Genomic DNA, 10,852 nt, shown 5'->3' on the forward strand with positions numbered 1-10,852 from the left:
AACTGAATCTCATACGCATCCACCACATCAATACCCGGATAACCCGCAGTCAACGGATCCAACGGCACCCGGCTCCGCTCCGCCTCAACAAGGCTGGCGGCCAATGCTTTTCGGACTTCAGAGCTCAGCATGTCGACACCGATTCGCCGACATCGGGTGTTGCGGTCGACGTTTTCATCGCAGCGAGATCAACACCGCCAAGGGACCCAACGCCAACCTCAGCGTTATGAGCGTGCGCGAAGTGGTGCAGACCGAACACAGCGTCCATTCCGCTGCGCAGACCCATTTGGTCTTCACATTGATTGACGGATCGTTTCGTCAGAGCGAGACCGAATTGCGGCATAGCGGCGATTCGCGATGCCAGTGCCATCGTTTCCTCTTCGAGGCCGGCGCGAGGAACGACCCGCGAGACCATGCCTACCTCGTAAGCTCGTTGCGCGGTGAATCGATCACCCGTATAGAGGATTTCCTTGGCGAACCGTGTACCGAGAACCCAGGGATGTGCAAAATACTCAACCCCAGGGATTCCCATCCGCAGCACCGGATCTGAGAAGAATGCATCGTCCGCGGCGACGATCAGATCGCACACCCAGGCAAGCATCAAACCACCCGCGATACACGCTCCGTGGACCATCGCGACCACGGGTTTGGGGATCTCACGCCAGCGTCGGCACATTCCCAAATACACCTCGGTCTCCCTGGCGAAGCGCTGGTCCCCCGCCGCCCTGCCGAGGTGATCCCACCACAACACCGCCCGGTTGTCGTAATGCGCGTCGTGGTCGCGGCCCGGAGTGCCGATGTCGTGTCCGGCGCTGAAATGTTCACCGCTGCCCCGTAACACAATGACGCGCACGTCGTCGTCGTCGACGGCGTGGGTGAAGGCTGCATCAAGCGCGTAGGTCATGGCCGAGTTCTGCGCATTGCGGTATTGCGGCCGGTTCATCGTGACAATGGCTACGCCATTGGTCACGTGATAAGTCACCACATCATCCTCGCCCGGCACCTGACCACCTCTCGTATCCCCGGCTCTCCAGCATCTCTGCACAGCGTGGCGTGAATGGGCGTGGGGTGGATGCGAGCTGCCCGCTGACTGGAAGCAACCTGCCTCACAGTAATCGCAGGCACAGCCGACCCGGGGATCACGAAGCACGTCGTTGCACTGACCCGGCGCTTTCCTCGGTGCGCTCATCAGTCCTGTACTTGCCACAGTAGATCCCAGCAGCGGCGCCAGCAGAGACCAGCAACAGACAGGTGACGGCGATCACGCGCCAGCGCGCGGCTACTCGACGCAGCCGGTTTCGGACGGCAGGTTCAACGGCACGGCCTACCGTCTGGTCAACCGCGGTGTCGCCACTGAGATTTCGTTCGACACCAGCCAGTGGAGCGCCGTCATTCAATCCGGTGTGGGTCGTCACGGAACGAAATCCACTTCGGACATCTTGAGCTGTTCCCCATCTCTGACCATGTCGACGCTCAACCGCCTCCTCTGGCGCAAACGATGGGATCGCCGCACCGAGGCGCGTCTCGCTGCGCAGTTTCAGGGCACGGGCTGCGGAGGCCATCACTTCCGCGGCGAGCGCCTCGGCCTCGCCCTGTTCCACCGTCGGCAGATCAGCATCATCCGGCCCAACTGTGGATTCGGAGTTGCGACGCATCAAGAGAATTCACCAAGACCGCAACGAGCACAACGCGCCGTGTGATCCGTCGGCGGTGTCGACGACGATCCCGTCGACAGTGAGTTGGCAATGCAGAGTTCGCTCTTCCTGGGGCCGATTCTGACTGACAGCGACCATCGCCCATCGGTCAGGGTCGGCGAGCATGACGTCAAGGACCCACGGTGTTCCCGGTCCCAGTGGGACTTCGGCTTTCGGGCTGTATAGGTAGGGATTGTGGCTGTAGTCCGCCCAGCTCGGCGGATCGACGTCGCGGTAGTAGACACCGACATCGGTCGGCTGATCCGCAGTGACGGTGTAGGTAACCCGATGCAGCACTGGCTCATCCGCCCAGGCCGCCTCGGTCGGCGTCACGACTGTGGCCAAGCCGACAATGAATACGCCAGCGGCAGCGCGCCTTTTACGCATCCCCACGAACCCACCGACTCGAACCGTCGTTGGCCACGCAGCTCAGGAACAGCCCGTCAGGCGCCTGCGCGACCGAGTTCTCGAATCCCGGGCACGGCGAGTTCTCGTCGCGGATCCCCACCATGGGCGGCGACCGAAAGTATCGGGGCTCGTATCTGCGCGGAGATCCACAGAACACCAACCTTCCCCATGAGGTCGTCCCGAACACGAAGTTGGCGGTGTCCGGACAGGACGCACCGAGAACCACGCCGCCGGTAATGCCCGGAACGCAGGATGGATCATTGCATTCACCAGGGGCGGCGGCAGCGCCGGCCGGATTGAGTAATCCAGCGACGAGTACAACCGCTACGGCCGCGGGTCTGGAACGCACGGAAGCCACTGTGACACGGCGCTTATCGGCTGGCACCGCAATGCCCGCCAGGTGGGAGACCGGTCACCACTCAATCGCCGATCTTGACGAGCTTGAAGGGCATGGCGATGAAAAGCACTTTGCTGCTCCCGCAGGAGCCGCTGATCCCGGTCGTCTGATCCTCGCCGAGTAAGGTCGTCGACGTCGGATCTGAACCGCTGCCGTCGGGAGTTCCGGGATAGAACCGGAAAACCTGCAGGCCTGGCGCTGCCGTGCCGTCAGGGCAGGGCTGCCAGTTGTCGACGGTCCGTTTGACGTACCACACGCCGCTCTTCTGATAAATCGGCGCGGTCCAGCCCCAGCTACTGGCGACCGTGCCGGTGCACTCCGTGGGATAGCTACAGGTCGAGGTGATGGTCCAGGTGCTTCGGAGACTGGCTTCGTCGTGATAGATGTCATTCGTCTTGGCCCACTCACCGTTCGACGTCGCGGTATAGGTGCCGTTGAGACCCCAGTCGCCGGTACTGCTCGCTGCCGGGCCAGCCGGACAAGCAAGCACTGCGCCCGCCGTCAGCGCGGCGGTGATCAGCGCCCTCGATATGCGCATCGCTACTCCTCCCCTGGCATCGGGACCTCGAACCTCATCGGGCCGTCACGCAGATCGCGGCTCATGTGGGGAACAGGTCTTTCCACGATCGCGCCCCGGTATGGGTTGCGAGGTCGGACTGCTGATAGACCTGGCCGTCCGGGGTCACGTACCGACCAGTCTGGGGATCATAGGTCGCCACCGCCACCGAAGGTCCATGAGATTCGTTGGGCACGAATGCACTTGGAGCCGTAGCAGGACCGCCGCCGCCGTCCGGGGCTACCACCGGTGGCGCGTCTGGTGGCGGCGCACCTGATCCTTGCGCAGGCGGGTTCGGGTCTGGTAGCGGCGTTCCCTCCAGAGGTCCGTAGATGTTGGAATCCGGGCCGGCGCGATCGTCCGGGGGTATGCCCTGGGCAATGAGGTTGGGATCTAGCGGGTAGGGGCCGAGTGAGTGCTGACGCATCGCCAACGGCTCGTAAGGTTTGTCGCTGTCGCAGATTTCAACCGTTGGCGCACGTTTCCCGGGCTTTCCCATGCAGGGGTAGTTACGGGCTCCGCGAACGCCGATCGGCGAATCCTGGGGCAGCTTGCAATACAACCCGTCGGGTGTGTCGATGTCGGAGGTGTCCTCCGGTGATCGCCACATGTTCGGTGGCAGGAACCCGACAGTGCAGGCCGGCGGATCTCCGATGTTGAGGGTGAAATCGCCCAGCGTCATGCCGGTGGGATTATTCTTCGGCGCTCCGACGGTCTGGGTGAAGCCCAGGAAGGGAGGAAAGAGCACCAGGAGTTGTTCCAGCGACGGGTGATACGTCACGCCCACTTGGCCGAGCGAGGTGAGGTTCGCCAGCAAGACAGGCAGCGTCGGCTTGATCTGGGTGAGCAGACGTGAGGCCTCGTCGGCGGCGCCGGGCCCCTGCTTCAACAGCGTCCTCACCTGAGGGTCATTGGTGGCCAGTTGCTCGCTCACCCCGCCCAAGCTGCGCGCCCAGGTCCGGATCGCCGCGATGGACTGCGCCTGACCGTCAAGGAGAGGAGCGCTGTCGTCGATGAGCGAGCGCGTCTGATCGGCAGCGGCGTTCGCATCGCCGATGAGCCGTGATGAAGAGTCGAGCAGCGACCCGAAGTCGTACCCTGATCCGTTGAAACTCTTGAATGTCTCATCGAGCAGGGGACTGATTTTCTCCTTGGGAACGCTGCCGATCAGTGCGCTGACCTGATCCAACAGAGGTCCCACGGCTTGCGGAATCGAAGTATTTTTCACCGGTATGACAGATCCGTCATGCAGGTACGGTCCGGCCGCACTGCTCGGCTGCAGGTCGACATACTGCTCACCCACCGCCGAGACACTGAGCACTGCGGCATGCAGGTCTGCTGGGATTTGCGATGAGCTGTTCAGTGACAATGTTGCCACCGCTCCCTCACGGGTCGGCCGCACCTCGGTGACCTTGCCGACCTGCACTCCTCGATAGGTCACGTTGGAAAACTGGTAGAGACCGCCGGTGCCGGGAAGTTCGAGCTTGACTGTCATTCGGCCGATACCCAGCAGGGTGGGTGCCTGCATGTACACGACGAGCATGACGACCACGCCGATAACGGAGGCAATCCCGAAGAGGGCGAGCTGGATCCGGACAAAGCGCGTCAACATCAGTTACCACCTCCAGCTAGAGGCGCAGCGTCACCGGGCGGCGGAACCGATGCTGGGTCCGGTGGTGGGCCCGGAGCCGGGCCCACCGGCTGCATGACCGATGCCGGATCCGCCGGTGCTGAGGGTGACGACTGTGACGACTGCGTCAGTGGCGGGTCGACCAGTGGCGGCATCGTGGCAACTTCCGGCGGTGACGGCGTAATAGGCGCAGCGAGTGGGTCCTTGGTGTAGTTGGCATAAAAGGGGTCCCCTGGCGCCGGCACTAGTGGGGTACCTTCCTCGCCCCACCGCGTGCCCAGGAACAATCCGCTTTTGAGCCGGGGGATGGTGAAATCGAAGGTGATGAACTCGTTCAAGTAATCCCCGCGGATCGCCCGGTCGATGAAGTTCTGCGGGTACGGAAAGGTCGGCACGAACGCCAGGGCTTTGCCCAGATTGGGTCCGACGTCTGCCAACGCACGCACGGTTGGCTCCAGATTCTTCAGGTTTTTCACCAGATCCGCCTGTGAAGCGTTGATCAATCCGGTTGCTGTGTCGCTGAATACGCGAAACTTCTCCAACGTCGTGGTGATGCGCGGCCGCTCTCTGATGAGAACATCCAGTGCGGGTGGAATCCGGTGCAGCGCCTGGGTGATGACATCGTTCTGACCCGCGAGGGTGCCCGCAAGCCGGTTCAACGCGTTGACCGTGGCATTGATGTCGTCGCGCTGCGTGGCCAGCATGCCGACGAAGTCGTTGAGACGAGTCAGGAGGTCACGCACCTGGTCCTCACGACCGTTGAGGGCGGCGTTGAACTCGGTGACGATATCGCCGATCTTCCCCAGACCTCCCCCGTTGACGATGACCGAGAGTGATGACAATGTCTGCTCGGTGGAAGGGTAGGTTTTCGAGCGGTCAAGCCCGATGGTGGCGCCCGGTTGCAGCCTGCCGCTGGGCGGCTGGCCCAGTGGTGGATTCAGAGCGAGGTGCATCGAGCCCAACAGACTGGTCTGCCCCACCGTGACCACCGCGTTGGCAGGGACGACGATGTCCGGTCGCACCGAGATCTCGACATCGGCATGCCAGTCCCGCACCGTCATCTTGCTCACGGTGCCCACGACGACATCACTGATCATCACCGGCGAATTAGATTCCAGCGTGCCAATATTGGCCAATTCGACGTGGTAGGTCTTGGAGTCCGAATCCCGACCGACCGTGCCGGGCAGCGGCAGCGAGTTCAGGCCGTTGAACGCGCATCCGCTGGCGGCGAGCATGATGCAGGACGTGATCGCCGCAAGGCGGCTCACCGATCGCCGTCTGATCATGGTGTCCCTCCTGGGGGCGGTGTCGGTGCGGACGCCGGGGCGGCTTCGGCCGGCAAGAGCATGTCCTGCAGGTTGGTCGGTGTTTGCACTGGCGGAGCATCCGCCGGCATGCGCGCCACGCCGGGTGGAATCGGCGCACCGGGGAACAACGCCGGTGACGGGTCACCGGGGAGCCCGTTGGGCGCGTATGCCCCTGGTGGACCAGGCGGCATACCCCACCCAGCCGGGGGCGGCACATCATCTGCACCGGTGTACGCCGATACCGCCGGCGGCATCTCCGGGGGTTGCGGAATACCTCCCGGGCCACCGGGTGCCAGGTCCGGATTCGAGTAGATCAGATTGCCCGGGCTGGGCGACTTGCGTAGGTACGCGTTGAACGGGAACGGCAGGTAATTGAAGTTGATCAACCGCAGTGCCGGACCGAGGTATTGCGCGCACAGCTTGGATGATTCCGATGCCGTGGCGTTCTTGACGGCCGCAATTGCCGAACACACCACCGCCAGCGGGTTGGAGAAGTTCGACAGGGCGAAGGCGCCGACGCCAGTGCCACTGTCGGGGTTATAGATGTTGTAGCCGTTGGCGATGGCGTTGGGCGCGACATGCAGAACGTTTTCCAGAGCCATGCGGTTATCGACGAGATTCTGGGTCACATTGGTCAGTCGTTGAAGCTGCTCAGCGGTCTGGTTCCTGCTTCCGGCGATGAAGCGCTGCACGTCGCCAACGGCAGCTGACAAATTGGTCAGCGCCGCATCAAGGTCGGACCTGCTGCCGTCGATGACGCTGGTGACATTGGCCAACCGGTTCTGAAACTGCACGATCTCGGTGTTGCTGTCCCGCAATGCAGCGACGAAGACCTGCAGATTCTTGATGATGTCGACGACGTTTCCGCTGCCGTCGGCGAGGATGCGACCGACCCCGGATAGTTGGGCGATCGACTGCCGCAGTTTGTCACCGTTGCCATTCATAGCGTTGGCGGCGCTGTCGATAAACCTACTCAGCGAGGTGGCCGAAGCACCGGTGACGGGCCCCAGATCTGTTGAAAGCCTCATAAGTTGGTCTTTGACCTGATCCCATTCGACCGGGACCGCGGTGCGGTCCACGCCGATCTCCGTCCCGTCTGCCATGGTGGGGCCGGCGTCTTCATATGCCGGCGCCAGTTGCACGTAGCGTGCCGCGATAAGGCTCTGCGCCATGATGATGGCCTTGGCGTCGGCCGGGATTTGCACACCGTGGTCGACAGCGAGGGTCACTTTGGCTTGCGCGCCTTGGGGCTCGATGTCGGTGATGGTGCCGACTTTGACGCCGGCGACCCGTACTTCGTCGCCGGGGTAGATCGCGGTGGCGGAGGTGAACAGTGCCGTGATGGTGGTCGGCCGGAACAGTGCGTGCCGCAGCACCACTACGGTACCCGCGACCAGTAATGCCACCAGGACAATCAGCAGGGGCTTGGTGATCCGCTTGGCGCCGATCATCGTGATCCTCCAGGAATACCGTTGTGCGGCCATGGGAACTCAGCTCGCGGGCCGGCGTTGTCCGGTGGCTGACCGGCGTTGACGCCGCGCCGGAAGCCGAAGGCGTAGTCCAGGAACGGCTGCAGGGTTTGCGACGGGAGGAGATTGCCGACGAAGGCGTTGTAGTACCAGCCGTTGTTCACTGATTCACCCTGGGTGACTTGGTATTTGGCGAGACCGGCCAGGGCCTTGGCGATGTTGTCGCGGTTCTTCTCCAGCATCGCGGTCACCGAGTTGAGCTGCGCCAATGTCGGTGCCAGCTCCTTTTCGTTGTCGGCCACCAGTCCGGACAGCTGCTGCGACAGCGCGGAGGTGTTGGCCAGCAGGTTGACAATCGCGTAACGCCGGTCGTTCAACACTCCGAGCAGATCGTTCGCGTTGAGCAGCAGTGTGTTGACCTGTTGGCTGCGCTGCGAAAGGATTCCGGTGACATCGGCGGCGCTTTTGAGGAGCGTGCCCAATGATTCGTTGCGGCTGTTGAGCGTCTGCGACAAGCGGGTCAATCCATCAAAGGTCGGACCAAGTTGGGGCGCGATCCGGTCAATCGTGTCCGACAGTGTGTCCAGAGATTGGGTGATGGAACCGAAGTTCGTTCCTGCGGTGTTGGTGGTGAATTCGCTGGTGGCATCGGTAAGGGAATAGGGCGACGATGTGCGGGAAACGGGGATGGTGTCGGCTGCGTGCATGGTGCCGGCACCCGCCGGCTCCAGGGTCAACATCCGGGCGCCGAGCACCGTGCCCGTCCTGATGTGGGCGGTGGTATCCGAGCCGAGGCGCACCTTGCTGTTCAGAGAGAAGGTGACCAGGGCTTTGCCATGGCTCAGTTCAACACTGGAGACCGTGCCCATCGTCACGCCGGATACCTTCACCTCGTTGCCGACGGCAAGACCACCGGCCTCGGCGAACACCGCCTGGTACTTCAGGGATGTTGCCCACGCCAGCAGCGTTTGCGGTTGCAGCCCGACTGCGATCACGAGCACGATCAGCACCAAGCCGATGAAGCCAGATCGGATGAGTTGAGATCCACGGTATTTCAGCATCACGGCTCTCCGCAGCGTCCGGTGTTCTGCATGATCCAGGGGAAGTACGCGGTACGCCCCTGAAGGTCGGTGACGCGCACATTCATCCCACAGAGGTACTGATTGATGAAGCTGCCGTAGGAGCCGAGCCGCACGAGTTTGCGATAGTTTCCTGGAGCCTTCTGCAGCGAAAGATCGATACGCGCCTTGGCGTCGTCGTTGTCGAGCAGCGGTGCCAGCCGAGTGAGCTGGTCGACGGTCCCCGACAGCGGTGGACGCGCCTGGGTGAGCAGATCGGCGATGGACGCGGTTCCGTTGTCCAGCGCGGTGATGGCTTCCCCGATGGGGTCGCGGTCGCGCGACAATCCGGTGATGAGCTGTTCGAGGCGGTCGACGGCCCCGGAGAACTTGTCCCCGTCTTTGGCGACCGTGGAGACCACGACCTGCAGATTGTCGATCAACTGCTGAACCGTTTGTCCGTTGTCGGCCAATGCGTTGGTGAACGAGGACGTCTGGGACATCAACGACTCCACATTGCCGCCCTGGCCCTGCAGAATCTGGATCAGCGAGTTGGTCAGCGCGTTCACATTCTGCGGATTCAGGCCCTGGATAACAGGTTTGAGCCCACCCAGCAGCAGATCGAGATCTAACGCAGGTTCGGTACGGTCGGACGGGATCTGAGATCCAGGTGGCTGGATCCTGGTCGAACCCGGGCCGTCGAGCAGATCGAGGTAGCGGTTACCCACTAGATCGAGGTAGCGCACCGCGACCTTGGTTCCGGTGGTCAGCACCACGTCACGATCGGCGTCGAAATCCACCACCACGGTGTTGTCCGGCTGCAGCGACACTCCGGTGACCGTCCCGACGCGAATCCCGGCGACCCGGACAGTGTCCCCGGATTTCAGACTGGACGCGTCGGTGAATACCGCCGAATACGTCTCTGTCGACCCCGTCCGATACTGGCCGAGGATGGCGAGCAACGCCGCGGTCAAGACCAGCATCACCACGCCGAAGACACCGAACTTGGCGGCGGTACCTCGTTGGCCGGTCATCCCGGCTGGCCGATCTGTGCGGTATTGCGAGGTGGCCCGTCGAGCGGGCCGAACAATGCCTGCTTGAGTGCATCGGAGTTCAACAGAATCCCCTGGTTTCCGTATTGCGCGGGGTTGGCATTGGTGTCGGTCACCACGAACGGCGGCCGCTTCCCGAATCCGACGTTCGGTAGGTCCGTGCACTGCGGACCGCCAGTTGCTGCGACCTTGGGCAGGTTGCCGGGGTAGCGGTATCGCTCGGTTCCCAGCAGGAACGAATCCAGCAGCATGACTCCGGGCAGTGGCACTGGTGGACCGGTGGCCAGTGGAATGGTGGCACCCAGCGCGCAGGTGATCGCCGGGTTGTACTGATTGGTCAAGTCGGTGGTGGGGACCAGCAGGTTCAGCACTTTGGTCAGCGGCGCGCTGTTGGTCGCCACTACATCGTTCCCGATGTCGGCCAACCCGATTGCGCTGACCAATACGGCGTCCAGATCGCGCTGGCGGTCGACGATCGTGTCACTGATGTGCGTGAAGTTCTTCGCCGTGGCAACGAGATCAGGTGCGGCGTCAGCGTAGGCGTTGATCACCTGCGGGGCCACGGCGATGTCGTGACTGAGGGTGGATAGGCTCGGGTCGATTTTGGCCAGCAGTGTGTCCAGGTCCGACAGTGTTTGGCCGAACTTCTCCCCCCGGCCACTGAACGCTTGCGACAGCGCCCCCAGTGTCTCGTTGAGCTTCTCCGGCTCAATCTGGGACAACACCGAAACCAATTGCTGGAACACCGTATTGATCTCGACGGTGACGTTTTTGGCGTCGAGTACCTGTCCGGCGTACATCGACTGCGGCGATGGATCCGCCGGAGGTACCAGCTCGACGAATTTGGATCCGAACACTGTGGTCGAGGCGATATCGACGAGCGCATTCGCGGGAATGATCTGTAGCTCAGCAGGATCCATCGCCAGGTGGATGGCGGCCTGGCCATCAGGCAGCACTTCGATCGACTCCACCTTGCCGACTTGAGCGCCGTGCAATTTGACCTTGGCGTCGGGGCCCATCACCAGACCCGCGCGCGGGGACAGCACCGTTACCGGCACTGTGGCGGTGGCGCCGCCGCGGAACAGGACGATAGCGCCGGCGATCACTGCGGCGATAACCAAGATGGTGACCAGGCCGGTCAATGGCCGTACGGCATCACGCGTCATGTGTGGTGTCCCCCTAACCCGACAGGTTGAAGTTGCCGTTGGCGCCGTATACGGCCAGTGAGATCAGCAGGGTCACCGAGACCACGACAATCAGCGACGTGCGCACCGCGTTACC

General features: G+C 62.7%; 11 protein-coding genes and 2 pseudogenes. All 13 read right to left on the reverse strand.

Features of this window, described 5'->3' with window-relative positions; all coding sequences use genetic code 11:
• Nucleotides 1–131, reverse strand: a pseudogene (locus tag H7J73_RS00050) (2-keto-4-pentenoate hydratase); the annotation flags it as partial.
• Entirely contained in the window at nucleotides 125–1,003 is an 879-nt protein-coding gene (locus H7J73_RS00055; RefSeq protein WP_264065166.1) for an enoyl-CoA hydratase, read from the reverse strand. The pseudogene H7J73_RS00050 and the gene H7J73_RS00055, both read right to left, overlap by 7 nt.
• A 136-nt stretch (nucleotides 1,004–1,139) precedes the next feature.
• The gene (locus tag H7J73_RS00060) at nucleotides 1,140–1,658 is read right to left on the reverse strand and encodes a hypothetical protein (protein ID WP_264065167.1); all 519 of its coding nucleotides are present in this window, start codon (nucleotides 1,656–1,658) and stop codon (nucleotides 1,140–1,142) included.
• Nucleotides 1,659–1,664: 6 nt separating this feature from the next.
• Nucleotides 1,665–2,081: an Rv2576c family protein gene (locus tag H7J73_RS00065; RefSeq protein WP_435405397.1), complete on the reverse strand. Its 417-nt coding sequence runs from the start codon at nucleotides 2,079–2,081 to the stop codon at nucleotides 1,665–1,667.
• Nucleotides 2,074–2,451, reverse strand: coding sequence for a hypothetical protein (locus H7J73_RS00070; RefSeq protein ID WP_264065169.1), 378 nt, complete (start codon nucleotides 2,449–2,451; stop codon nucleotides 2,074–2,076). Before H7J73_RS00070 ends, H7J73_RS00065 begins: the two co-directional genes overlap by 8 nt.
• 70 nt (nucleotides 2,452–2,521) lie before the next feature.
• A complete protein-coding gene (locus H7J73_RS00075) occupies nucleotides 2,522–3,037 on the reverse strand; it encodes an Rv2253/PknI dimerization domain-containing protein (RefSeq protein WP_264065171.1) in 516 nt (171 codons plus the stop codon).
• A 61-nt stretch (nucleotides 3,038–3,098) separates the two neighbouring features.
• Entirely contained in the window at nucleotides 3,099–4,667 is a 1,569-nt protein-coding gene (locus H7J73_RS00080) for an MCE family protein (protein ID WP_264065172.1), read from the reverse strand.
• On the reverse strand, nucleotides 4,667–5,971 hold the full coding sequence (locus H7J73_RS00085; protein ID WP_264065173.1) for an MCE family protein: 1,305 nt from the start codon (nucleotides 5,969–5,971) through the stop codon (nucleotides 4,667–4,669). The genes H7J73_RS00080 and H7J73_RS00085 overlap by 1 nt, the downstream gene beginning before the upstream one ends.
• Entirely contained in the window at nucleotides 5,968–7,443 is a 1,476-nt protein-coding gene (locus H7J73_RS00090; protein WP_264065177.1) for an MCE family protein, read from the reverse strand. The genes H7J73_RS00085 and H7J73_RS00090 overlap by 4 nt, the downstream gene beginning before the upstream one ends.
• Nucleotides 7,440–8,522 carry an MCE family protein gene (locus tag H7J73_RS00095; RefSeq protein ID WP_264065174.1) on the reverse strand — a complete coding sequence of 361 codons (1,083 nt, stop codon included), beginning with the start codon at nucleotides 8,520–8,522 and terminating at the stop codon, nucleotides 7,440–7,442. Before H7J73_RS00095 ends, H7J73_RS00090 begins: the two co-directional genes overlap by 4 nt.
• Entirely contained in the window at nucleotides 8,522–9,553 is a 1,032-nt protein-coding gene (locus H7J73_RS00100) for an MCE family protein (protein ID WP_264065175.1), read from the reverse strand. The genes H7J73_RS00095 and H7J73_RS00100 overlap by 1 nt, the downstream gene beginning before the upstream one ends.
• Nucleotides 9,550–10,737, reverse strand: coding sequence for an MCE family protein (locus H7J73_RS00105; protein WP_264065176.1), 1,188 nt, complete (start codon nucleotides 10,735–10,737; stop codon nucleotides 9,550–9,552). The genes H7J73_RS00100 and H7J73_RS00105 overlap by 4 nt, the downstream gene beginning before the upstream one ends.
• Before the next feature lie 13 nt (nucleotides 10,738–10,750).
• Nucleotides 10,751–10,852, reverse strand: a pseudogene (locus tag H7J73_RS00110) (ABC transporter permease); the annotation flags it as partial.

The sequence above is a fragment of the Mycolicibacterium komossense genome (assembly GCF_025822605.1).
In the GTDB taxonomy this organism is placed as follows: domain Bacteria; phylum Actinomycetota; class Actinomycetes; order Mycobacteriales; family Mycobacteriaceae; genus Mycobacterium; species Mycobacterium komossense.

What these genes read in the sequence shown, in the direction of transcription:
- H7J73_RS00065 (WP_435405397.1), bottom strand. Translation starts at nt 2,081, where the DNA reads ATGCGTAAAAGGCGCGCTGCCGCTGGCGTATTCATTGTCGGCTTGGCC.
- H7J73_RS00075 (WP_264065171.1), bottom strand. Translation starts at nt 3,037, where the DNA reads ATGCGCATATCGAGGGCGCTGATCACCGCCGCGCTGACGGCGGGCGCA.
- H7J73_RS00080 (WP_264065172.1), bottom strand. Translation starts at nt 4,667, where the DNA reads ATGTTGACGCGCTTTGTCCGGATCCAGCTCGCCCTCTTCGGGATTGCC.
- H7J73_RS00085 (WP_264065173.1), bottom strand. Translation starts at nt 5,971, where the DNA reads ATGATCAGACGGCGATCGGTGAGCCGCCTTGCGGCGATCACGTCCTGC.
- H7J73_RS00090 (WP_264065177.1), bottom strand. Translation starts at nt 7,443, where the DNA reads ATGATCGGCGCCAAGCGGATCACCAAGCCCCTGCTGATTGTCCTGGTG.
- H7J73_RS00095 (WP_264065174.1), bottom strand. Translation starts at nt 8,522, where the DNA reads ATGCTGAAATACCGTGGATCTCAACTCATCCGATCTGGCTTCATCGGC.
- H7J73_RS00100 (WP_264065175.1), bottom strand. Translation starts at nt 9,553, where the DNA reads ATGACCGGCCAACGAGGTACCGCCGCCAAGTTCGGTGTCTTCGGCGTG.
- H7J73_RS00105 (WP_264065176.1), bottom strand. Translation starts at nt 10,737, where the DNA reads ATGACGCGTGATGCCGTACGGCCATTGACCGGCCTGGTCACCATCTTG.